Below are 24,699 nucleotides of genomic sequence, written 5' to 3' on the forward strand. Positions count from 1 at the left end.
TTTCATAGCATATGCAAGGTGTATTCCGCCGCATGATAGATATGCCCAAGCGTTATCAAAATGTTATGATTGTTTTTGTTGGAAAATACAAGAAGAAAAGGTGCGCAGAATGAAACTGGAACGTTTGTTAGCGATGGTTGTGTTATTGATCAGCAAAAAACAAGTGCAGGCTGCAGAGCTTGCTGAGCTGTTTGAAGTATCTGTCAGAACAATTTACCGTGATATTGAGACGATCAATAGGGCTGGTATTCCGATTGTGACCTCACATGGTTCCGGGGGCGGAATTGGCATCATGGAAACGTATCGGCTTGAAAGAGAGTGGCTGAAGGAGGAGGAATTGTTTGCAATTGCTTCCGCTTTGCAAAGCGTTTCATCTATGTATGAACCCGTTTCTCACAGCACAGCCTATCAAAAAATCAAACACCTTATACCTGAGCAATCTGCTCAAGCATTTAAGCACCAAACAGAAAAATGGTTTATTGACATGACGGCATGGGGCCATACCGAGGATCAAAAGGCGCTTCGTGAGAAAATAAGCGCTGCCATCGATCGGTTGTCAACGATATCTTTTACATATACAAGCGCAAGCGGGGAAACTCTTCTTCGTGAAACTGAACCTTATACATTGGTTTGCAAGGCGGGGCACTGGTATTTATACGCTTATTGCTTGGTGAGAAATGATTTTCGCTTTTTTAAACTAAACCGGATGAAAGATCTGGCCATCTTACATCAGACCTTTATCAGAAAAGACATTCAGCTGGACACTTTGCCATGGGATAAGAGTTGGTACCAGAAGGACCGTTTAACTGAATTGGTTATTCTTGTTCAGCCGGCAGCACGTCAGCGCATAGGTGAATGGTTCGGATATGATGTCCTTCACTGTTGTGAGGAAGATAAAATCTGCCAGGCGGTGATTTCACTTCCAGAAGATCAATGGCTGATCGGTTTTTTGCTCCAGTTCGGAAAGGATATTGAGGTTCTGCAGCCTCTTCATATACGGGATAAAGTAAAAGAAACCATTCATCACATGCAAAAAATATATGAAACCTGACACACTGCTGTCAGGTTTCTTTGTCTATAATCTTAAAAAAAGGAGGAGATCGTATGGGCTTTTCACATATAACACACTTAGACCGGAAACGATTTGCCGGACTGTCACAACGGACAAGCAACGCACTGGAAATGACGGAAGAAAGGAGGATTCCGGCACTGTGGGATCAATTCTGGAAGCAGGATATGAGCGCTCTTTTATCACAGGCTGAAAAAGACAAGAGCATTATTGCCTTATATTCGAATTATGAACAAGAGACGAATGGGTTTTATACGTTTTCAGTCGGAACGTTTCAGGAATACGACGACATTCTTCCGGGACCATATGAAAACATTGATTTGCCGGCTTCCGCTTACGCCGTTTTCACTTCCAGAATCGGTCCTATTGAAGAGATTGTGCTTGAAACGTGGAAGGAAATTTGGACTTGGGATAAGCGGCATCTGCGCACGTTTACAGGTGATTTTGAGATGTATGATCAAAGTGCCGCAGTGCCACAGCGAGCACAAGTTAACATTTATGTAGCGATAAAAAAATAATAAACTCTTGAAAAACTAATGATGTTAGTTAATAATAAAACTAACATCATTAGTTTTTGTTAGGAGGAATAAAAAGATGAGAATGACTCAGTACCAAACGGTTTGGCAGCTGACTTTTTTTCCAGCATTGTTTCCGGTTAATTGCTATTTAGTAGAGGAAGAAAACGAAGTCACCCTTATTGATGCCGCACTGCCAGGCAGCTATAAAGGGATTATTCAAGCTGTGAATCAGCTTGGAAAACCGCTTCGGCATATTTTACTGACTCATGCACATGGGGACCATGTCGGATCACTGGATACATTGGCACAAACATTTCCGCATGCAAAGGTCATGATCTCGGAACGGGATTCATTCTTGCTCCAAGGTGACACATCCTTGCGGCAAGATGAGCCGCAGACGCCTATAAAAGGAGGTATTCCGAAACACATACAAACAAAGCCTCACCAACTGCTGACGGGCGGTGAAACAATTGGTTCTCTGCTTGCCATTCCAACACCGGGCCATACACCGGGCAGCATGTCATTTCTTGATACAAGAAACGGCACTTTAATAGCAGGAGATGCGTTTCAGTTGCGCGGAGGAATCGCTGTATCAGGTCAGATAAAATGGACGTTTCCTTTTCCCGCTTTCGCCACATGGAATAAGGAGGAGGCCATCAAAAGTGCACAATTGCTCGCAGATAAGGCGCCTTCCTGTCTCGCTGTCGGACATGGAAAATTCCTGCGATCACCTTCAGAGCGGATGAGACAGGCGATCCAAAAAGCAAAGAAAGGATGATGAGCATGTCACCGAGAATAGGTTTGACCCAAAAAATGATTGTAGACGCTGCAGCAGAGATTGCCGATCAGGAAGGATTGAATAGTGTCACTCTTGCCGCTCTGTCTAAAAAAATGAATGTGCGCTCTCCGTCGCTGTATAATCATATCAACGGGCTGCAAGCGATCAGAACAGAACTTGCTGTCAGAGGACTGACAAAGCTTTTTGATCAAATGGCGGACTCCGTAACCGAACGAAAGGGAGATTCCGCTATGCTTTCTTTAGCACATGCATATGTTGATTTTGCAATTGAAAATCCCGGATATTATGAAGCGGCTCTTCTTAAGGTTCAGGACAAACGGACGGAAATCGTCTCTGACCAAATTGTCTGTCTTGTGACGAAGCTGCTCATTGAAAACGGCTATGCAAGTGAAAAGACTGCCATTCATGCGACAAGGGGGCTCAGAAGCCTGCTGCATGGCTTTACTGTTTTAATCGCAAAAGAAGCATTTGAACGTGAGGAGGACATTTTAGAAAGCCTGTCATTTTCAATTCGGACATTTTTGTCAGGATTATTAGTAAACAATAAAAATATTATGTAAACAAATAAATAGATGTCTTATATTTCTGAATATTGTATAATATCAAGGGAGTATACATAGGGGAGAGGCATTATGCAATGGATGACATTCACAAGATTGAACGGTTAGCGGCAGCTTCATGGCCGGCTTATTTTCAAAAAAGCGTAGGGCAATGGCTTCTCAGAGCGAATTTTGGCGTAACCAAAAGGGCAAATAGCGTATGGACTTCTGCGGATATGCCTGAAGGGAATTTTCAGCTAGAGGCCGAACTTTTTTATCAAAGTTTAGGCTTACCTGTTTGTTTTCATATTAGCAACGCATCACCGAAAGGGCTTGATGACGCTTTGGCAGACAGCCGTTATGAAAAGGTAGACGAGTGCTTCCAGATGACAGCATTGTGCCGGTCAATTATGAGCCGAACAAATGACAACAGCCGATTTACATACAAGTGGGAACAAGAGCCATCATCTGTTTGGATAGATGAATTTATTCAATTAGAAGGGTTTTCACCCGAGCGTCACAAAGGTTACAAACACATTTTCGAACGCATGCCGCCGTGTAAAACTTTTTTCAAGATGTATGACAAAGAAAGCCTGACAGCGCTTGGCACGGTTTCTGTCATTGATGGTTATGGCGGACTTAGTAATATCGTTGTAGCTGAGGAGCACAGAGGAAAAGGGGCAGGAACCCAAGTGATCAGGGTGTTGACTGAATGGGCAAAAAACAACGGAGCGGAACGCATGTTTTTACAAGTGATGAAAGAAAATCTGGCGGCAGTTTCTTTATATGAAAAAATCGGATTTTCGCCTATATCGGAACACCATTACCGGATTAAAAGATGACCAAAGGAAGGGGTTTGCTGATGGACTCGCTTCAAGAGATGATTTGCGAAAAACGGACATACACACACCTTTATCATTCACATAAGCACGCATACAGCCAATTTCTTTTTCCGCTTGAAGGGAGTATTGATCTTGAGACTGAAGAGCGCCAGGTGAAATTAAAGCCAGATCATTTTTTATATATTCCGCCGGAGTGTGAGCATCGTTTCCGTTCTATCGGAAGAAATGAATGTCTTGTACTGGATGTTCCGCTTCATGCAATGAAAATTGATGAGTATCGTGCAGGATCAGGAATTGAAGCTGCCCTCGATCCTTTCTGGTCTTCGATCAGGTATTTGCTGACAGAGGAAGCAAAGGCCGGAACAGCCAACTCGCTTCATATGCTAGTACAATACATAAAAGAAAAGCTTCAATCCCATAGCTATGCCTCAATTGCATACATTCACAGCCATTTATTTGAGCGGCTGACGATTAAGAAGCTGGCAGAAATCGAGCATTATCACCCAGCTTACTATTCAAGCTGGTTCAAAAAACAGACAGGGAAGTCCCCGCAGAACTATATTGCCGACCTTCGCCTTGAGGAAGCAAAACGAATGCTGATGGAGAGAAATGAAACCCTTACCGTCGTGAGCGAGGCGCTGGGCTTTCAAAACCTTTCTTCTTTTACAAGATGGTTCACGAAAAGCACAGGAATGCCGCCCCGCCTGTATCGAAACACCTTATATTCGGATAAAAAATGATGGCTCTTTCGTTAAAAGAATATTGTATATCTCCTTTACAATAGGAGAAAAAGGAGTTATTGATATGGCAGTTATTGAAGACTTTGAGAAATTGGATATCAGAACGGGAACAATTGTAAAAGCGGAAGAATTTCCTGAAGCAAGAGTACCGGCAATCAAGCTTGTGATAGATTTTGGGACTGAAATCGGCTTAAAACAATCGAGCGCACAAATCACGAAGCGTTACAAGCCGGAAGGTCTCATCAACAAGCAAGTCATAGCAGTCGTGAACTTTCCGCCCCGCCGGATCGCCGGATTTAAATCGGAAGTCTTGGTCCTCGGCGGCATACCCGGCCAGGGCGACGTCGTCCTTTTGCAGCCGGATCAGCCTGTTCCAAACGGCACAAAAATCGGATAACGCAAAAAAAGACGTTTGCCTAGGGCAAACGTCTTTTGCGTATTGAGGCGATGCACCACACGCCACATTCGTGTGTGCCGTAAGGCATGTACATCGGCTTACACAATTCAGCTCATCGCTATATGAATATAGCATGGAGGGCGAAGGAATGCAAGGATTACTTTGTTATTGTGATTGAATTTGTCCGTCTAATCAAGATCTTATTATATGAAATGTAATAATCTTTTAGTACAGAAGGTGAGCATGAACTAAGGTAAGCGATTGACCTCATAAGCAACACGTATTCCAGATTCAATCGCGCCTTGCATCCACGCATGAGTGAGTGAGGCGTGTTCTCCGGCGAAATGAATTCTGCCCTCAGGGACAGGAATATAGGGATACAGCTCTAATTCTTGTCCTGGTTCGAAAGCTGTAAAACCTCCCGCAGAATACGGGTACTGGCTCCAGCTAAAAGAAGTGCCAGACACAAATTCAGACCACACAATATCACCATAGATTTCAGATAAATCCAGTAAAGTATACTGGATACGCTCTCCTTCTGAAAGACTGTCCCATATTAGTGCCTCATCAGCCCAAGTATAACTCGCCAGAATGACGGCATGTCCATTTGCTCCAATATTTCTGCTTGGATAATATGAAAAACGAATCGGAAGATCAGTAATAGATTTGCCGCCGCGCTGACCGGCTTTTTCCCAAAATCGGCTTTTAAACTCTATGCCGATTTTTGTTGCACTGATATAGTTTAGCTCACGGATGGCCCTCCGTTTATAGTAAGAGAATGAATGGTATGGTTCGACTTTTACAAATCGCAATGTTGAAAAAGGAATGGTTACAATAGCGAGATCTGCTGTGAACGATGCAAATTCTGCCGTTTGTTGATGCTGACAATGGATCGTAACACTATTTTCACCCTGAGACATTTTCATCATTTTTTGATGGTATAGAATGTTTGTTTTTAATTGAGGAAGAAACGCGTGAGGCAGCAGATCCATACCGCCAGTTATCTCATAGAAGTGAGCGGGCGATGAAAAAAAGATAGATTCCCGCAATACTTCAACAAGGGACATCCCCATATACGCTTCCATATCCAAAAGTACACCGATCATATCGATCGCGCCATATGAAAAATACGTGTTTAAAAAAGAGCTTAACGAATGATTTTTGTATTGTTCTTCGACAATCCGCCAATTTCTCGCTGGATTTTGATTGATAAAATTTAGAATAGGCTGCAGTAAAGAAAGCAACAGCTCTTCAGACGTTTTCCCTTGTTCATTTGGTGCAACTGGATATCTCAATATTCCAGGAGCTCGTTCAAAAACTTGGAGACGTGTTTTGATTCCATTTGCATAAATGATGTCCATCGGGGTTCTGTTGATAAATACATTTGTTGGCAATTTGAATTTTTTGATATATTCTAAGGTTAACGAATGGTTATTCGGTATGCGCATCGGGCCAGCGTTGAAATACAAATCATCACTAAAGGGAGATCTCAAAGTGCAGACACGGCCGCCCGCTCTGCCGCTCGCTTCGAGAATCGTTACTCTGTGACCGGCATTTTTCAACAAAGATGCTGATACAAGCCCGGACAATCCAGCTCCTATAACAAGAATGTGCTTTGGATGCTGTGACGCGCTAAGGCCATTTCTAATGATCTTTACCATGTCATCATTCATTAGAGAATTCAATTTTTGGAGGCACCTCTTTTTAGAATTTATTGCATTATATTCACTGAAAAGAGCACCTATCACGATCTGTTCACATCTTTTGGAATTTGAAAGGTTATTGTTAAAAGGAAATAAAGGGGTGATGTATGTGACTAACTTTGTTCATAAGACGGTAAATGGCTTGAAAAGTCTTTTAGATGAAAAAGGAGCCATTCAATTGTTTTGTTCTGAAGGGGATATCATGGAGTTCCTTGTTACATTTTCACAGGACAAAGCAACCCTTAACGACATTAAAAGCTTTGAAGCTAAACATCAGATTACCCTTCCAGAGGATTATCAGAAGTTCATGACACTGCATAACGGTGCGAAAATTTTTGAGATTCTTTCTGATGGGGAGAATATAGGTGGAGGACTTCAGCTATTTAGCCTTGAAGAGATTGAAGAGGAGTTAAAATATGAGGATTTGTTTGAAGATATCAATGGTATTCCAATTGGCTACTTATTGGAAGAATGCCATTTAATGATCGATAAAGATAAAGTGAACGAAGGTGATCCCAACTATCTCTATATATTTGAAAGTGGTTTAGAATATAATCCATTAAATGTAAACTTTGAAATATTTTTAGACCGGTATATATTGGCCAATGGGGAACCTTTTTGGGATTGGCGCTACTATACCGCAGAAAATTATTATAGAACAAGATAGTGTGTGATGTATAAGACAGTCATTTTGGCTGTCTTTTTCTGTTATTCAAATAGATTACTGTGGTAAAATTTACATAGAGTAGTCTAGGAAGGAGAATGATATGAAGGTATTTGAGGCTGATTCATTACTCTTTGAGGCCGATAAAAGAACCAAAGAGTATAAGGAACTAAGGTCGCAAATGGTGAAGCTAAGAAAAGCTTTTCAAAACGTAGCTAACCTAGATGACAGTGAATTTTCAGGCAAGGGTGCTGACAACATTAAAGCATTTTATCATGATCATGTCGGTGTTACTGATCAATGGATTGATTTAATTGACATGAAGATTGCTTTCTTAAGCAGCATGTCTGCAACACTTGAAGATGCGAAGATGTCTGATGCTTACATAGAAGAATCCTTTCTAGAACACGAGTTGGCTAACGCTTATGCAAAATCAAAATCCATTATGTCTGAACAGAAAAAAGCAATGAAAGACATATTAAACAACATCAATGATATCCTTCCCCTTGAAATATTCTCAACAGAAGACTTCAAAGACAAACTTTCTTTTGCAGATGACAAACGTGCAAAAACAATCGATAAGCTAAACAAGCTTGATGAGGATTTAAAAACAGAATACGCTGAAACAGAACCAAACGAACAATTTATTCAGCAAGATAAAAAGCTGCAGGAATCAACAGGCAAAGGAAAAAACGCTACACCAATTCACTATAACGCTAAAGCGTACAGAGAAAGTGACATACATAAGAAAAAAGGCGATATTGAAAAGCATTCTGAAGCTTACTTAAGTGTGAAGAAAGAAGAAGCAAAGGAACGTGAAATCAAGGAATTAAAGAAAAAACTTAATGACGGTGTATCTGACCCTGATGAATATTTAGAGATTGCTAAGAAAGTAGGGTACGAGAATCTGGAGCCAACTCAAGTGCAGCTTGCAGTGCAAATTGAACAAGCGAAGCAGCTAGAAGGAGCAGGAGAAATCACCTGGGATATCGTAAAAGGTGTCGGAGTAGGCTTATATAATGTTGGCAAAGACACTGTAACTGGCATGTGGGATTTCATCACCGATCCGGGAGAAACACTCTCAGCACTGGGGAATGCAGTTATTCATCCGGTGAAAACTTACGATGCCATTTCAGCAGCAATAGAAGAGTCATATCAAAAGGATATGGTGAATGGAGATGCCTATTCTAGATCAAGATGGGTTACCTATGCTATTGGTTCAGTGGCTGTAGCTGTTGTTGGTACAAAAGGTGCAGGAGCCATTAACAAAGCAGATGCAGCGGGGAAGGTCATAAACAAAGCAAGTCAGGCAGGGAAGAAAATTAAGGACGTCAAGATTCCAGATTTGCTGCCTTATAATCCTAAGTACGACTTTGCTCTAGCCGATAACGTGCCATACAATGTGGTTGATAGCCAAAGCCTTAAGAATGAACTTTTGACTAATGCGAAGAAAATACCGGATGGAACAAGAAAACCGTTTACTGGCCAAAAGATAAGCCCCCCTTGGCTAAATAAAGAAAAGTATGATGCATATGAAATAGAGGGGAAGGTAAAGGCGAAGGGGAAAGTTAAAGATGTAAGCCGTAGAGTGTATACTATGAAAGATATTGATATTAATCAAAAAACAGAATTCGGTGTTACAAATCTTCAGCTAATGAAAAACGGGAATGCCCCTTATGCAAAAGACGGTACACAGATTAATTTACATCACTTGATTCAAGAAGAACCTGGCCCAATGCTTGAAATCCCGAACAGCTTACATACAAAATATAGTGATGTCATTCATCAGCTTAAGTCTGATGGTGAAAGTTTTAGAAATGATAAGGTTTTAAAAGCACAATACGAGAGCTTTAGAAAGAGATATTGGAAATGGAGAGCGAAACAATTTGAAAATGAGAATTGAGGTGTTTATATGATTTATTCGAAGGTTGAGAACTTTATTAATGAAAATAAACAAAATGCTATATTTACAGAAGGTGCAAGTCATGAAAACATTGGTCGCATTGAAGAAAACCTCCAATGCGATCTCCCCAACAGTTATAAATGGTTTTTAGAAAAATACGGTGCTGGTGGTTTATTCGGCGTTTTGGTTTTAGGCTACAACTTTGATCATGCATCAGTTGTAAATAGAACTAATGAATATAAAGAACACTATGGCCTTACTGATGGACTTGTGGTTATTGAAGATGTTGATTACTTTGCTTACTGTCTAGATACAAATAAAATGAAAGACGGAGAATGCCCTGTAGTTGAATGGGATAGGGTAGTTGGTTATCAAGATACTGTTGCAGAAAGCTTTATTGAATTTTTTTATAATAAGATTCAGGAAGCGAAAGATGATTGGGAAGAGGATGAAGACTGGGACGATTAAGTAAAAATATTGCAATTGCTCAATAGATACACTTGAGTTGCACATCCTCAATCTAAATAAAATAATGGTTTTATCCATAAAGCAATTGTATTCAAATAACATTTCTATATGGTTATAATTAGGATAAGGATTATGCTTTTTAAGGTATAAAAAATGCATAAAATAAAAAGACTAGGGTGCTATCAACACCCCGTCTCTGTACTAAAGCTACCCACTAAAGGGCTTGCTCGATGTGATTTCTTGGTAGACCTATCCCTTCAGGTTCTTAGGCTCAAGGGAGGTCTATTTTTTATTTATATATGTCAACAGAGCAATTACAAATGACCCGAATGCAAGCATTAGCATTAATGCCTGGATGTTGACATAGCCTCACCCTCTTTCATAGGGGATGAGCAAGACTCCCTTGAGTGAGAAAATTAATGTACAGGAGAAAATATACTTTACATAAATGTTCTTGTCGTTATAATTCCATAATAAATTACCAATGTGAAATGGACGTGCTTTAATGCAAGTTCTTCTTTATTTCAAATCCTAAAAAACTCATCCAACAGTATAAAAATAAGCCAAAAAATCAGCTTTTAATAAAATCAGAGATTTTGGCCATTAAAATTGGACAAGGAATCTTTTTTATAAATCCTTAATATTAATTATATTTTAATAAATAATCTGGTCCTTGAGTTGCTAAAAATATTCATCTGCTGCTTCTTTTGATTCAAGAAGTTCCATACTTAATAACACATTCACCTCGTTCTACACCTTCAAAATATGACGTCTCGTGACCTGATTCTTGAGCAAATTTTTCTGACTGGGTAATATTAGGGATGATTTGTAAGGAATATAAAGATTTAAAAGAATAGTTTTTATCCCAATTGTCTTGGGGACAGCCATTGGCTTGTAACTAATTTCGTAAAAGAAGCTCTGCATTTATGCAGGACTTCTGTCGTAAGTTTCATGGTCAGGATCAGGCATTGTTCTTTTCCAGTCTATATCTCGACACTGAAAGTAATGGAATAAAGCACCGAGAAGATTAGCATCATTTCCAAATTTGCATGCTTCTATTATTGGACGTACTTTTGCACCCTGCAATGAATTCATTATGATATCAATTTTTTTATTTATTTGTTTGATAAGATTTTCATTGCTGCTGACTGCGCCGCCAATAATAATTTTCTCCGGATCATAAACATACTGGAGGTTGAAAATACCCTTAGCTAAAGATAAATGAAAATCATCGATGGCTTTCATGCACTCCCGATCACCTGCTTCAGCTGCTGCAAATACTTGTTTTCCATCTAAATTCGATACATCGATTCCTTTAATTTCTGCAACCCGACGAACGAGAGCACCTATTGCAGCTAATTCACTCCATGTCCGGAAAGAAATATTGTTTATATCATCAACAGTATCCATGATCATATTGCCGAATTCTCCGCTGTGCAAGTTAGCTCCTTTATGAACTTTTCGGTCTATTACAACTGCACCGCCGATTCCAGAACCGATTACTACAAATAAAACATCATTGTTACCTACAGCTGTACCTTTCCAAACCTCACATAAAGCCGCACAGTTTGCATCATTTTCGATTTCAACTGGCAAACCGCTTTTGTTTTGAATTATTTCTTTTATATTAGGGCCGTGTATACAAGGGAGGGCACTGGTTCCCCCTATAATGCCGGTGTCGCTATTAACTCCCCCAGGACTGCTGAGAGCAATCCCGGAAATCTGGTACTTATCTTGATTTTTTCTCGTTACTTGTAACAATTCAGAGATGAACTTTTCAAAATCAAGGGGTGAAGAAGGAAATGAACCCCTGGTAAGAAAATCACCATTTTCATTAATAACAGCATATTTAATCGCACTGCCGCCTATATCAAAAACCATGTAATTATTCATAGGTATCCCCCTTTTTTACAACGCAGTTTCTACTTCCTTCAGTACAAATATCTCGGAAGAGAAGTCACCTGGCAACTCCCTTTGCCAATATTCATAAGCGCGGTCTGTGTAGTCCTCAGCTAAAATAATTCCTATATTCATTAATTCATCACCGTAATGATTGCTGCCCCGCTCTTTAATATGATAAAGTTTCTCAGGGTTTAGGCCTTTTAATTTAATACGGTAGTATTTATCGTTTGGTTTTGCGAGGATCTTATAATATCCCACGATTGCTTCTCTTTGATCTTCTGATACAATCATCCAAGACACTTCGTTGGATTCAAAAGGGTTTTGCAGCCGGTAAAACTGTCCGTTACGAATTAGATTGCGTTTTTCTTTAAAGAAGGAAACCTGTTCTTTCACTTTTCTTTTTTCTTCATCATTTAGTTTTGTTACATCAAGTTCGTAGCCAAATGTGCCGAAATAGGCAACATTTGCCCGAGATTCAATCGGTGTGGTCCTGCCGACCTGATGGTTCGGAACAGCCGAAACGTGGCTTCCTATAGAATTTAGTGGATAAACCATAGAAGTCCCATATTGAATTTTTAATCGTTCAACTGCATCTGTGTCATCACTGGCCCAAGCTTGGGGAGCATAATATAGCATCCCCGGATCAAAACGAGCTCCTCCTCCTGCACAAGATTCAAACAAAATTTGTGGATGTTTTTGGATTAAACGCTCGTAAAGACTATAGACTCCTAGAATATACCGATGATAAACCTCCCCTTGTTGATCTGCAGCCAAGCTCATTGAATAAGCTTCTGTAATATACCGGTTCATATCCCATTTGATGTAGCTTATTTTTGTACCCGTGATAATCTCATCCATGAGCGAGAAGATATGATCGACCACTTCTTCTCTTGTAAAATCCAAAATAAACTGGTTGCGGCCATGTGAAGGCGAGCGGCCAGGAGTGGCGATAATCCAATTCGGATGTTCATTTAATAGCTTTGTACCTTTGCATACCATCTCTGGCTCAAACCACAAGCCGAATTTTAACCCTAATACATCTATTTTTTCAGATAAGCCTTTAATGCCAGTTGGCAATTTTTCTTTGTTTGTGAACCAGTCCCCAAGTGAACTTGTATCATCATGTCTTTCTCCAAACCAGCCATCATCCAAAACGAATAGCTCAATTCCTAAGTCCTTGGCCGCCTTGGCAATTGTTAAGATTTTTTCTTCATTGAAATTAAAATACGTGGCTTCCCAGTTGTTAATTAAGATAGGGCGGTCTTTATCACGCCAATTTCCCCTAACCAACCTTGTACGGTAAAGCTCATGAAATGTTTGACTCATTCCGTTTAATCCTTGGTCAGAAAACACCATAACACATTCAGGGGTTTGGAAGGATTCTTTTGAATTTAATTTCCACTTAAAACAGAAAGGGTTAATTCCCATCATTACCCGGGTTACACTATATGCGTCTACTTCAACCTGGGCTAAAAAGTTACCGCTGTATACCAGGCTGAATCCATATACATCACCGGTGTGTTCAGTGGTATCCGGCCGCTTCAAAGCAAGAAAAGGATTGTGGACATGGCTGCTGGCACCTCTCGTGCTATAGACAGATTGGATTCCTTTTGATATTTTTTGCACTTCCATGTGAGCTTCACGGGCCCAAGCTCCTGCTAGATGAACCATTTCATAGTTGTCGTCTGGGAAATCAACATTCATGCTCATAGCATTATTAAGATAAAATGCTTCCTCACCGGTATTGATAAATCTAGAATTTCGGCAAATAACACTTCTATCCGCATAAATAGAATAACTTAAAATTAATTTGCTCTTTAAAGTATGATCCACTAATGTGATTTCGATGGTCTCCGCTTCACTCTCATTTTCTACATAAGTCGCAGGCAATTGATTGAGTAGGGGCTTTCCTTGAATAATTTCATAGCTTTCAAACTGAAAATTTGTAACATGGCTGCCTGCATCATTTGTTATCATATGGGCGGGATATCGATAGTCTGTAGTTCCAAAACTTGGGTATTCTTGTTTTATGTGTTCTAATGATGAAGTGTGATCGCCTTCAAACATATTGCAAGAAGGTCTTATTTCGCGCTCAATAAGATGCTTAAATGACTCCCGGTGTTTTATTTTTTTTCCATAATACAGGTGCTCTAGTTGCTTGCTTTTTTCTAACACCCTAAAAATATAACTAATATTTCGGTTGAAAAGATGAAATTCTTTCGTTTCCTCATTGACCTTAATCGGCATTACTATTCACCACTCCTTACTAATAATAAACCCTTATTTTAGAAAGCACTTACAAAATAATAGAGAAAATAAAAAGAAAGTTGCAAGCGACTTAAATTATAACAAAAATTATCAAAATAAACTATTTATTTTTTGACAATATAAACTTAAATTAAAACTAAACCGTTACTTAATAAACGAACTCATCACAAATCATGTGTCTAATCTTAGTTATTTCTTGATAGTTAGGAACAAATTAGAATTAAATCAATATTTGTAAGCGTTTTCTGTTTTATTTTTGAAAATTTCAAAAAAGTATAGACATTTAATTCTGGTGAATATATAATTATTTTATTAAGTTAGCGATTAACGATTGTTTAAGTTAAGTTAATAATTAAGTTAACTGATTAGTGATTTAATTTTTTTAAAAGGGAGTGAAAAACAAAGAATTTTTTGAAAACTGATCTAAAGGGTTTGAAGGTTTTCGAGAATTCCCAGGATATTTGATAAAGTCATGTGGAGTTCCTTATTAAAAATTAGATAAGGCGGGGTGGAAAATGCATAAATCGAAAACATTTTTGTTCTACATGTTCATCTTACCTTGGTTGATTGGGTTCTTTGTTTTTACAGCGGGGCCCATGGTGTATTCGTTATATATGTCCTTTACTGACTATTCGGGTCTTGGATCAGCAAATTGGGTAGGATTTGAAAATTATCAAAAGATATTTACAGAAGATCCTTTGTTTTGGCAATCATTATGGAATACACTTTTTTATACCGTTTTTGCAGTACCGCTTGGATTGATAGTTGGTTATCTGTTAGCGGTCCTTTTAAACGCAAAAGTAAAGTTTATGGGGTTTTTTAGAACTGTATTCTATTTACCGTCTCTTGTTCCCACTGTTGCCAGCTCTTTATTATGGATCTTGATTTTTCAGCCGGATTTTGGCATTGCGAATGCGATCCTTTCATTTTTTCATCTGCCAACCTCGAATTGGTTGCTGAGTGAGGCAATGGTTAAACCTTCTTTAATAATTATGAGTCTATGGGGAGCAGGTGGAGGAATGGTTATCTACCTGGCCGGCCTTCAAAATGTGCCTGCCTCTCTCTATGAAGCTGCTGAGCTTGATGGAGCAGGGAAGTTATCGAAGTTTTGGAATATAACAATACCTATGACATCAAACGTTATTTTTTTTAATTTAATCATGGGACTCATCGGCGCTTTTCAAATTTTTACACAAGCGTATGTTGTAAGCAGTGGAAACGGTGGACCAAATTATAAATCTCTATTTTATGTTTTCTACTTGTATCAAGATGCATTCAAGTTTTTTAAGATGGGGTATGCATCCGCTCTTGCTTGGATTCTATTTCTCATCATTTTAGTTTTCACACTGATTCAATTTAAGGTATTTGGAAAAAAAGTCTACTATGAATATGACGAATAAGTGAGGGAGGGAAAGTGGAGTGGAAATCGCAAAAGTAAAAACCAAAGCAGTGAGGATAAAAAAAGAGAGCAGCATAAAAAAAGGTAAACTTTTTGAAAGAATTCTGACATACGGACTTCTTGTCAGTTTATCTATCGTTTTCATCTTTCCATTTTTATGGTTGGTTGGGACATCACTAAAGCCTGAAAATGAAGCCATTTCTTTTCCACCTAGTTTGCTGCCGAAGGTATGGGATTTTGCGAATTATATAGACGTATTCACTATCGTGGACTTTGGTCAATATTATTTAAACTCCATCATTGTTACTGTAGCAACGGTAATTGGGACGGTTTTATCCTCGACATTGGTAGCTTACGGTTTTGCACGAATTAAGGGAAAAGGACGGGATGTTTGGTTTATCTTGTTGTTGGCAACTATGATGCTCCCTCCGCAAGTCACCATGATTCCTGTATACATGATTTTTGCGAAACTTGGTTGGACAAATACTTTTTTGCCGCTAATTGTTCCTGCTTTTTTTGGTAACGCTTACTTTATTTTCTTGCTTCGACAGTTTTTTAAAACCATCCCAAAAGAGCTTGAAGAATCAGCTTATTTGGATGGGTGCAGCACTCTGGGAATCTTCTGGCGGATTGTCCTTCCGTTATCCACTCCGGCAGTCATTACTGTTGCCTTGCTGAGCTTCATGTGGACTTGGAACGATTTCTTGGGACCGTTAATTTATCTCAATGACGATTCTAAATTCACGCTAGCTTTAGGGATTCTCCAATTCAAGGGTGCATTATTGATAGAATGGGGACCAATGATGGCAGCAAGTGTGCTTATTATTCTGCCTTTGATAATCATGTTTTTTGTTGGGCAGAAGTATTTCATAGAAGGTATCGCTACTACTGGTGGAAAGTAATAGCTAGGTTTGATTAGTAAGGGTCACGCTAGATAATGACCTTTTCTGGAATCTTATCTATATTTTACTAAATAAATAGGGGGAGTAATTCGATGTTTAAGAAGAAAGGATTAGGTGTTTTCCTTTTAACCCTTGTGCTGGCTTTATCAGCCTTTTTGTCAGGATGTTCTGGATCTGATACGTCAAGTGGGGACTCAAAGAATGGTGTGACGCTCCGTATATTAGTTTGGAATAACAATCCAGAAGGTACAAAACTGGAAAATGAAATCTTTAAAGCATTTGAGAAAGAAAATCCTGGTGTCAATGTTGAAATGGTTTATGCTCCATACGATAAGTTTAACGACAAGTTCCTAACAATGTCTGCCGGCGGTGACCAGCCAGACTTAGTTTGGATCCAACCATCTGCCTTTGGACAGTTAGTATCTAAAAATGTATTGATGGATCTATCTGATAAAGAGATCAATAAAGATGAATACTTGCCTAACATTCTTGAAATGGGTAAGGTTGATGGCAAGCAATACGCGCTGATTCGTGATGCAGCGACATTCCAGATGGGCTATAACAAAGATATGTTTGATGAAGCAGGAGTGCCATATCCTTCAGATGATTGGACTTGGGATGACTTCCTTAATGCAGCGAAGAAATTAACAAAAGTTGAAGGTGGAAAAACAGTACAGTTTGGAATTGAAAACTACTATACTGGGGAAATTTTGGTTCAAAACGGGGGATCATACATAAGTCAAGATGGCAAGACAGTGACAGTGGACTCGCCGGAAACAATTGAAGCAATCCAGTTTGGATCCGATCTTATCAACAAATATAAAGTTCAACCAACTTCAGCTCAAGCACAGGGCATGTCTAATTTGTTCCTAACTGGAAAAGCGGGCATGAAATTAATGGGCCCATGGGACTGGGCAGATACAGAGAAAAACGTTTCCTTTGAGTGGGATGTGGCACCAATGCCAGCAGGAAAAGCCGGCAATGTATCTGCAGCTTCTTATCTGCCAATCGGTATTGGAAAAGGGACAAAACATCCTGAAGAAGCATTTGAGTTGCTGAAGTTCCTATCAACCGGTAAAGGGCAGGATATCCAGATTGATACAATTAACGCAATTCCAGTGGTAAAGCGTCATGCAGATAAAATAACTACTATGAAAAACGCGCCGGAGAATGCAGCTTCATTAGGAACGCTTCTTCAAGAAGGCAAAACTGTTATGAATGCACCGTATACACCTGATTATGCCGAGATTGCAAATAAAATCCAGCCGGTCATTGACAATATTAATTTGAAGGATCTCGATGCGGAAAAAGAATTGAAAAAAATTGCGGATCAGATTCGCAAAGAATATAACCTGAAATAATAACGAAAAGGTACTTGTTAAATCAAGTACCTTATTTCAAGAAGGTGAAACGGATGAATAAAAGTACGTATTTAGACAGCAAGGTTTTCTGGATAATGGATTTGGTCTTTAGCCTGGCTAAAACGAGTGTATTCTTTTGGGTAGCGTTGATAAAAGAGTTCTTTATATTTGGTCTTGTTGCTTCTTTCTGTACATTGGTTGAAATGATGGATGAAGTTCTTTTGGGGAACGGGGTTTCTATTAGGGAAGGACTTCGAGAGAGAAGCCAAAAATACAAAGGTTATAAAAAAATTTCATTGTTTACTTTTTGTTTTTTTATTTATACAGGGCTGTTTATCATATTTCCATTACCTGAATCCGTACCGGCAGATATAGGAGTTTTTACAAAGTTTGCGTTTGTTTATTTGTATTTATTGGGAGTGGTGCTATTCACATATGTATCGTGGAACTTGGTTAAGTTGAATTTAAGTGTAAAGAAAGCTTTATTTTATGGTTTTTATTTAATGTTTAAAAGGTTTGTACGATCTATTTTATTATTTGCTGTATTTTTAGTCATAGTTTTATTAAGTCAGATGAATTTAATTTTTCTTATATTCATTGCTCCTTCTCTCTATGTTATGTGTGGGACTATGATATTGAGAAAAATCTACAAAAGTGAAGTTTTGAACTAAGAATACTAGATCTGACTTAGACCGTTATTTGTTTGCAGGATGCACCTAAGGTTTATCAAATGTAGCCTGCTTCCGCTTTTTATGTTCCTGCTCTATAGTGGTGCGTAATAGATGTGTTTGTGCGGAAGACTCAGCAAAAGCAGTAAAACTATTCTGGAGAGAACTCTACCAGAATGGCGGAGAGCGATAATTATAAGGTAATACAACATAAGATTTCTTTTTTCGCTTAAACATACGCCTTGAAAGAATGTTCTTGAGGTAAGCCTGCAATGTTATTTCACAATTAAGGAGTGCAAAGAAATGAATAATAAGAATATTATCCCCGAGGGTTTTTTCTGGGGAGGAGCGGTAACATCTTTTCAAACTGAAGGTGCTTGGAATGAGGGGGGAAAGGGCCCGTCTATAGTAGATGCAAGGCCGGTAAAGAATAATCATTCAAATTGGAAGGTAGCAGTGGATTTTTATCATCGCTATAAAGAGGATATTGCGCTTTTTAAAGAAATGGGATTTAATGCCTACCGCACAAGCATTTCATGGTCAAGGGTTTTTCCAGATGGAGAAGGAGAACCTAATGAAGAAGGTTTAAAGTTTTATGATGAATTATTTGATGAGATGCTGACAAACGGAATCCAGCCTGTTATCACTCTTTATCATTTTGATTTACCTTTGGCGTTGGCAGAAAAATATAACGGTTTTGCTTCCAGAAAAGTCGTAGAGTTATTTGATAAATATGCAAGGACAGTATTTAAACGATTTGGAGGAAAAGTTAAATATTGGCTTACTTTTAATGAGCAAAATCTTGTTTTAACAAACCCGCAATATTGGGGAGTTACATTGGCTGATAATGAATCAGTTGAGGCTTTAAGATATCAGGTGTGCCACAATGCTTTTATTGCACATGCTAAGGCGGTAAAAGCTCTGCATGAGTTAGTGCCAAATGGACAAATGGCAGGAATGGTAACCTACCTAACAACGTATCCAGCGACCTGTGATCCAAAAGATGCTATAGCAAATATGAAAGCAAAAGAGTTATTGACAGACTTTTATTTTGATGTATTTGTGCACGGCGAGTATCCATCTTATGTTACCAGTCATCTTGAGCAGAACAACATAATGCCGGTGTTTGAAGAGGGAGATGCTGAATTACTTAAGGATAACACAGTTGATTACTTAAGCCTCAGCTATTATCAGAGTCAAACGGTTAAGCACCTGCCGGAAACGGATGGACACATTATTTCAGGTGTATGTCCGAATCCAAAACTAGATACCAATGAGTGGGGATGGGCAATTGATCCAATTGGCTTAAGAGTGGCTTTAAAAGATATGTATGCCCGTTATCGGCTGCCTATTTTCATAACAGAGAATGGGATTGGTGTAAGAGAAGAGCTGGACGAAAACCAAACAGTGGAAGATCAGTATCGTATTGATTATCTAAGGGAACATATTGAACAAATGAAACTGGCCATGAAAGAAGGTGTAGATGTTATCGGATACCTTTCGTGGGGATCAACGGATATTTTAAGCTCTCAAGGTGAGATGAAGAAGCGTTATGGCTTTGTTTTCGTAAACAGAGATGAAACAAATTTAAGAGATTTGAATAGATATAAGAAGAAAAGCTTCGATTGGTTTAAGGGAGTAATTTCTTCAAACGGGGTTAAGTTATAAACAAATAATAGTTTTGTGCTAGATTTAAAACGTTGATAATTAATGATTTGCCATACTCCGCCTATATCCATTGTTTATATTAAAAACAGTGAATATAGGCTTTAATTGTTCCGCTCATACTATTCGCTGCTGTTGTATTAAAATTTACGTACCAATCTGTGCACGCTCTCGGGGTGGATTTCAGTAAGCCTCATTGACAAAAGATTTTATTAGCCATAAAATTAAGTTATCGATTAACAATAATTCAGAGAGGAGCGAGGATTTGAAAACTAATATTACCATGCGAGATATTGCAGAAAAGCTTGGTGTAAGCAGCGTAACAGTATCGAAAGCTTTAAATGATAAAGAAGGAGTCAGTGCTGATCTCAAATTAAAAATCAAACAAGTAGCTGATGAAATGGGTTATCGCTACAACACATCAGCCCGTGCCATGAAAGACGGGCGTTCTTATAATATTGGTGTTACTATTCCAGAACGATTTACGGGCATGACGCAGTCATTTTATTTAAACATCTATCAGTCTCTGTCTAAATCGCTGGAGCAAAAAGGTTATTACGGCATCCTTCACATTTTAAGTTCAAATGATGAAAAAACTTTAGTGCCGCCACGTATTTACTCGGAACAAAAAGTAGATGGTCTGATTATATTGGGGCAGGTCAGTAAAGAATACATTGAGATGATGCAGTCCGTAAATATTCCAGTAGTATTTATGGATTTTTATGATGAGAAAACAGATATGGATGCGGTTATTACGGATAACTTTTATGGCGCCTACGATTTAACAAACTACTTGATCAGCAAAGGACACAAGGAAATCGGATACGTCGGTAATTTATACGCGACAAGCAGTATTCAAGACCGCTTTTTGGGTTATTATAAATCGCTCCTTGAACACAGGTTAGAAAGAAACGACAATTATATTTTAAATGACCGGAATGAAGAGGGGAAATTTGTAGATATTCAATTGCCAGACCAAATGCCAACTGCCTTTGTTTGTAACTGTGACCAGGTAGCACGCCTCTTGATTAATAAGCTCGTCTTACACGGATATCAGGTACCGGAAGATGTATCAGTAGTTGGTTTCGACAATGATGCTTATGCAACAATCGGGTTTCCTGAATTAACAACTGTAGCTGTCGATGTGGAAGAAATGGCACGTACCGCTGTTCAATTTATGTATGAAAAAGTAAACGATCCTTCTAAAAAATTTGGTCGGGTCCAAGTAAAGGGTCGTATCATTTACCGCGATTCTGTCAGTTCTCCAACTGCCTCTCCCCAATGAGTATAGACCTCTTGTCTATGCTTTTTTATATTCAAATTATTACAATCATAGTTTTAATAAAATTAGTAAGTTAATAAGCTTTGCACAAAGTAATTTTAATGTTTTCTAATCAAAGAGAAGCTATACGAAGTTGTAGCGGAGAGCATTTGACACCTATTAAGTGAATCTGTTGGGCTTTTCCAACAGATTCACTATATATTCTGAATTATAAAGGAAAGATGTTAATTGAAACAGATCCGTTTTTCCATTCATAGGCCCGAATCAGAATAGTAGCCATTATATATATGTGCTCAGTGGCTGGCCGGTATATCGGTAAAGTCTGTTTTTCCAGAAGATGATACACGAATATTATCAAGGTAAATCGTGCCGTTAACAGGTTCTGATCCCGTAGCATTTACATAAATAGAAAACGCCCTTACACTTTTCAAGTGTTCAGCTGTTAATGTTTCTTTTTGCCGTTCGGCAGATTCCCATGGGGCCGGTTTAAATTCGGAAAATGGGATTGATACCTCGCTGGCTGTTTTAGAAGCAAGTGACGGATACGCCTCGAAGGCGATTCCTCCGGCATTGAGTTGAACAACCATTTTTTGATTTCCACCGTCTGCTTTCAGCCAGAAATCAATTGAATCTGCTTCAGCCCAGTCAACACTATCTAGAGATTTGGTCATGCCAGTATAACCTGCTCCAGCTAGTGAATAGTCATATTTTAATGCATAGGAACCTTCCGTTTTTACGCTACTGGTTAACGATAGCTTTAAGGGATCACCTTGAGTAGCAAAGGCAGCCTGCAGCTGTTCATCATCGCCATAATATGTCTCAAATGTATCAACAACTGTTGGTGGCTGTTTTTCTGGCTCTTTTAAATACACCTTAATCGTTTGTTTTTGAGAGGTTCCATCAGCAAATTCGGCTGTTACATGAATAGTTGCTTTGTCACCTTTTAAAGCAGCAGACCCTTCATAATAATAACCATCACCTTTGACAAGAGGGTACTTCTTCGCTTTGTCATTCACGGTATAATAAATATCTTTGGGTTTACCCTGAATCACACTAACGCTGATTGGTGTAACTTTTTGGAGCGAAAGACTACGGTCAATTGGCGAAACAATATGCATAAACGGCTTTTCTGCAACTGTTTCCGGTACTGCTCCTCTGTATATATTCCCAACATCTTTCGAGAAAGCAGAATAGGGGTCTTTATAAAAATTGATAAAGTCAGGAAGTAACTCGTGATCTCCGAGCCCATTTGGTGCATTTTTGTATGGAACAAACAAGTTGCCATTAAGCCCGAAGTTAGCCCAGGTCTGCATATAAGAAATTTTTCTTGCATAGGGATCTGCTTTGATGGCATCAAGCACTCTCGTGAACCATTGTGTGTCAAGGTTTCCGTTTGTTTTTAATCCAAGTCCATATTCAGTTAAAGCAGCTATTTTCCCTTTCGAGTCTGCTAATTTTGAGAGCATGCCAAGATCTACTACGAGAGTATTTAAAAACCCTTCAGACCCCGGATTGTTTGGATTATCATACTGATCAAATCCTAAAACATCAACATAATCATCTCCAGGATAGGTTTTTAGGTATTTCTCTTCATCTCCGTTAAAAGATGCACCTGGTGAAAAAGCGTATAAAAAGTTATCGACGCCTTTTACATCACGCAAGTATTCTACAGTATATCGGTAAAGTTCTTTGTATTCTGCAGCCGAAGTGGTTTGAGCTCCCCACCAGAACCAGCCGCCGGTTTGCTCGTGGAACGGGCGGAAAATCACAGGAATATCTTTGCCTTCGTTGTCTTTCAAATCATTTGCAAAAGCAGCAATGTTGTCAAGCCATTCATTGAATCTAGCATTATAGCTTCCGCCCGGCAGGATATTTTTGACTACACGGCCGCTTGTGTCATAAAAGTCGCCGCCGGTTACAAAGTTATGCGGATGAGTACTAAGCGTTAAGATGCCACCAAGTTCATGTGCGGTTTTCATCGATTTGATCAGATTGGCTCGATTTTCGGCGGCAGATTGTTCACGTGATCCCGGCTTTTCATAGCCATCAAGACTGAGCGTATCCCAGCCAAAGAGGGCGGGATAGTCACCGACCGAGTTTTTCACTTCAGATTCGGTAGAACCTGTCCGCAGACCGGGTCCGGTAACGGTAATTCCCTCATCCGTTGCGTGCTGCTGGCCGAACAAAACTTTTTCGCCGCTAATACTTTGCAAGTAAGAAAACAGCTGTTTTGTCGACGTTGATGCTTCAGCATCTACAAGATTAATAATCTGCTCCTGGGCTTGTGCGGAAGGCATAAGAAGAGAAGAAGATAAAACGAAAGCACCCGTAAAAGAAATCCATCCTTTTTTCAGCAAACCAGTTCCTCCTTTTAATCATTTAATGTTGAAAGCGCTTCAATTTTATATTATATATTTAGTTGCTTAATAAATAAAGTAAAAAAATTAATTTTTAAGGTTTTCGATAAATTAAAAAGATGTGTTTTCTGTAAATAAACTAAATTTCTTGTTTGAACAGAAGGCCGGTTGTAAAAATTCTACACACAGAATGTCGCGAGGGAAGAGTGTCCTTGGCTGTTTAATGAGATAAAGCACGTTTATGAAAATATGATCAGTGTAGCAAAGATAAGCATTTCTTTCCCGAGCTTTTAGATAGGCCTTTTTTAAAAAAAGACAAATTGACGAAAAGGCCATTCACTGCATCTAACAGCTTTCAGCATATGGAGAGAATTTGGTTTGATGTGCACAGTAGGCATTGGAGATAATATGTTGCTGAGTAAGCTTGCGCTTGACCTGGAAAGTAAGAAAACAAAGAGTGGCATTGCACGTTGGAGATAAGAGGATGTGCCAAATAAACTCTGGAAGTTTCACCCGTTGTCTAAAATGTGGGGGATAGGAGGGAGGATGGAAAGAAACCTAAATCGGATGGCAATATCGACTGTAGATCAGTTAGCCAAATTTCCTTTAGAGCTGCTTGAAAAGAAGTTCGGAATAATGGGAAACCAGTTGTATTATCATGCTCATGGAATCGATTTATCAGAAATAGGAGCTCCTTTGATGCAAGGGCAGATTAGTTGTCTCTGAGGTACTTGAATTTAATAAAGAGTTGAAATTCAAACTCTTTAACAATGGATTCGTTGAAAATGTCACCGGCAGAGTCCATTACATTAATTTTGAACAACACAGGCTTCATGTAAAAGACCAGAATGACAATACAATGTCTTTGGATCAAGGCGTTTCCATTCGTTTACTTACGAGCGGCTTTCGAAAGCTGGGTTTCTCGGACAATGTTTCAGCGCGGGTATTAATCATTTTATAGCCGATCTTTTCATCTTTAGCCCATGGAGGGATAATACCGGTTATTGGATCCATCGTTGATAATTGTCAGGATGTTTTGTGAAGGAGCGACATTATAGCTAGGGTGATATTCACCTTCAGGTAAGAATTGATCTATGTTGAATTGCTCAATGATGTCATCAAACTCAGAAAATAAAGTGAACTTGCCACACATGTTCATCATCCTTTAGGGTTTTTGAATATTGTACAGGCTTGATACACAAAAATCAAAAAGGAGGAATGTGATGCAGCAGCAAACAGTTGAGGGTTAAGGA

The 24,699-nt window shown here is 39.0% G+C and carries 21 protein-coding genes and 3 pseudogenes; 18 read left to right on the plus strand and 6 right to left on the minus strand.

The genetic code is table 11. The features are described 5' to 3' along the window. Positions 1-109 precede the first annotated feature (109 nt). From MKY10_RS11365 to csaA, 7 genes are all read left to right on the plus strand, one after another. A complete protein-coding gene (locus tag MKY10_RS11365) occupies positions 110-1,051 on the plus strand; it encodes a YafY family protein (protein ID WP_015251915.1) in 942 nt (313 codons plus the stop codon). A gap of 53 nt (positions 1,052-1,104) precedes the next feature. Further along, a complete protein-coding gene (locus MKY10_RS11370; RefSeq protein WP_014480008.1) occupies positions 1,105-1,587 on the plus strand; it encodes a GyrI-like domain-containing protein in 483 nt (160 codons plus the stop codon). Between the two features lie 76 nt (positions 1,588-1,663). After that, entirely contained in the window at positions 1,664-2,365 is a 702-nt protein-coding gene (locus MKY10_RS11375) for an MBL fold metallo-hydrolase (protein WP_015251916.1), read from the plus strand. A 5-nt stretch (positions 2,366-2,370) separates the two neighbouring features. After that, the gene (locus MKY10_RS11380) at positions 2,371-2,946 is read left to right on the plus strand and encodes a TetR/AcrR family transcriptional regulator (protein ID WP_015251917.1); all 576 of its coding nucleotides are present in this window, start codon (positions 2,371-2,373) and stop codon (positions 2,944-2,946) included. A gap of 77 nt (positions 2,947-3,023) precedes the next feature. Further along, positions 3,024-3,767 carry a GNAT family N-acetyltransferase gene (locus tag MKY10_RS11385; protein ID WP_015251918.1) on the plus strand — a complete coding sequence of 248 codons (744 nt, stop codon included), beginning with the start codon at positions 3,024-3,026 and terminating at the stop codon, positions 3,765-3,767. Positions 3,768-3,781: 14 nt separating this feature from the next. Then, positions 3,782-4,507 (plus strand): helix-turn-helix domain-containing protein, encoded by a 726-nt coding sequence (locus tag MKY10_RS11390; RefSeq protein ID WP_015251919.1) that lies wholly within the window; start codon positions 3,782-3,784, stop codon positions 4,505-4,507. Between the two features lie 64 nt (positions 4,508-4,571). Next, positions 4,572-4,904, plus strand: coding sequence for a chaperone CsaA (gene csaA / locus MKY10_RS11395; protein WP_015251920.1), 333 nt, complete (start codon positions 4,572-4,574; stop codon positions 4,902-4,904). Positions 4,905-5,152: 248 nt separating this feature from the next. On the opposite strand, the gene MKY10_RS11400 is transcribed toward csaA, so the two are convergent. Beyond that, entirely contained in the window at positions 5,153-6,589 is a 1,437-nt protein-coding gene (locus MKY10_RS11400) for a flavin monoamine oxidase family protein (RefSeq protein WP_129010207.1), read from the minus strand. A gap of 127 nt (positions 6,590-6,716) precedes the next feature. On the opposite strand from MKY10_RS11400, the gene MKY10_RS11405 reads away from it, so the two are divergent. From MKY10_RS11405 to yobK, 3 genes are all read left to right on the plus strand, one after another. Next, positions 6,717-7,274 (plus strand): SMI1/KNR4 family protein, encoded by a 558-nt coding sequence (locus MKY10_RS11405; protein WP_015251922.1) that lies wholly within the window; start codon positions 6,717-6,719, stop codon positions 7,272-7,274. A gap of 100 nt (positions 7,275-7,374) precedes the next feature. Next, entirely contained in the window at positions 7,375-9,174 is a 1,800-nt protein-coding gene (gene yobL, locus MKY10_RS11410) for an LXG family T7SS effector ribonuclease toxin YobL (protein ID WP_048655129.1), read from the plus strand. 9 nt (positions 9,175-9,183) lie between these two features. After that, entirely contained in the window at positions 9,184-9,642 is a 459-nt protein-coding gene (gene yobK / locus MKY10_RS11415) for a type VII secretion system immunity protein YobK (protein WP_015251924.1), read from the plus strand. Between the two features lie 282 nt (positions 9,643-9,924). Here the strand turns inward: yobK and MKY10_RS11420 are convergent, their stop codons facing one another. The 3 genes from MKY10_RS11420 to MKY10_RS11430 all read right to left on the minus strand — a co-directional run bounded on the left by MKY10_RS11420 (position 9,925) and on the right by MKY10_RS11430 (position 13,791). After that, positions 9,925-9,999: a putative holin-like toxin gene (locus tag MKY10_RS11420; RefSeq protein ID WP_256683490.1), complete on the minus strand. Its 75-nt coding sequence runs from the start codon at positions 9,997-9,999 to the stop codon at positions 9,925-9,927. Positions 10,000-10,566: 567 nt separating this feature from the next. After that, positions 10,567-11,535 (minus strand): ROK family protein, encoded by a 969-nt coding sequence (locus MKY10_RS11425; protein WP_015251925.1) that lies wholly within the window; start codon positions 11,533-11,535, stop codon positions 10,567-10,569. Positions 11,536-11,550: 15 nt separating this feature from the next. Beyond that, entirely contained in the window at positions 11,551-13,791 is a 2,241-nt protein-coding gene (locus MKY10_RS11430; RefSeq protein WP_048655130.1) for an alpha-galactosidase, read from the minus strand. A gap of 536 nt (positions 13,792-14,327) precedes the next feature. Here MKY10_RS11430 and MKY10_RS11435 point away from each other — a divergent pair. From MKY10_RS11435 to MKY10_RS11460, 6 genes are all read left to right on the plus strand, one after another. After that, positions 14,328-15,212, plus strand: coding sequence for a sugar ABC transporter permease (locus MKY10_RS11435; protein ID WP_038429104.1), 885 nt, complete (start codon positions 14,328-14,330; stop codon positions 15,210-15,212). Positions 15,213-15,231: 19 nt separating this feature from the next. Beyond that, positions 15,232-16,113: a carbohydrate ABC transporter permease gene (locus MKY10_RS11440; protein WP_236833390.1), complete on the plus strand. Its 882-nt coding sequence runs from the start codon at positions 15,232-15,234 to the stop codon at positions 16,111-16,113. 92 nt (positions 16,114-16,205) lie between these two features. Next, positions 16,206-17,474 carry a sugar ABC transporter substrate-binding protein gene (locus tag MKY10_RS11445; protein ID WP_038429103.1) on the plus strand — a complete coding sequence of 423 codons (1,269 nt, stop codon included), beginning with the start codon at positions 16,206-16,208 and terminating at the stop codon, positions 17,472-17,474. A gap of 53 nt (positions 17,475-17,527) precedes the next feature. After that, the gene (locus MKY10_RS11450; RefSeq protein ID WP_015251930.1) at positions 17,528-18,145 is read left to right on the plus strand and encodes a hypothetical protein; all 618 of its coding nucleotides are present in this window, start codon (positions 17,528-17,530) and stop codon (positions 18,143-18,145) included. A 300-nt stretch (positions 18,146-18,445) separates the two neighbouring features. After that, entirely contained in the window at positions 18,446-19,810 is a 1,365-nt protein-coding gene (locus MKY10_RS11455) for a glycoside hydrolase family 1 protein (RefSeq protein ID WP_015251931.1), read from the plus strand. Positions 19,811-20,072: 262 nt separating this feature from the next. Further along, the gene (locus tag MKY10_RS11460) at positions 20,073-21,092 is read left to right on the plus strand and encodes a substrate-binding domain-containing protein (RefSeq protein ID WP_015251932.1); all 1,020 of its coding nucleotides are present in this window, start codon (positions 20,073-20,075) and stop codon (positions 21,090-21,092) included. Between the two features lie 290 nt (positions 21,093-21,382). Here MKY10_RS11460 and MKY10_RS11465 read toward each other — a convergent pair whose 3' ends face one another. Further along, complete coding sequence (locus MKY10_RS11465; RefSeq protein ID WP_048654906.1) at positions 21,383-23,446, minus strand: glycosyl hydrolase; 2,064 nt, start codon at positions 23,444-23,446, stop codon at positions 21,383-21,385. 357 nt (positions 23,447-23,803) lie between these two features. Here MKY10_RS11465 and MKY10_RS11470 point away from each other — a divergent pair. Next, positions 23,804-24,163 (plus strand): annotated as a pseudogene (locus tag MKY10_RS11470) (UV damage repair protein UvrX); the annotation flags it as partial. Next, positions 24,159-24,407, plus strand: a pseudogene (locus tag MKY10_RS11475) (YolD-like family protein); the annotation flags it as partial. The pseudogenes MKY10_RS11470 and MKY10_RS11475, both read left to right, overlap by 5 nt. On the opposite strand, the pseudogene MKY10_RS11480 reads toward MKY10_RS11475, so the two are convergent. After that, a pseudogene (locus MKY10_RS11480) lies at positions 24,335-24,599 on the minus strand (SOS response-associated peptidase family protein); the annotation flags it as partial. The pseudogenes MKY10_RS11475 and MKY10_RS11480 overlap by 73 nt on opposite strands. Positions 24,600-24,699: the final 100 nt, after the last annotated feature.

The sequence above is a fragment of the Bacillus sp. FSL P4-0290 genome (assembly GCF_037975435.1).
GTDB classification, from domain to species: Bacteria; Bacillota; Bacilli; order Bacillales; family Bacillaceae; genus Bacillus; species Bacillus subtilis.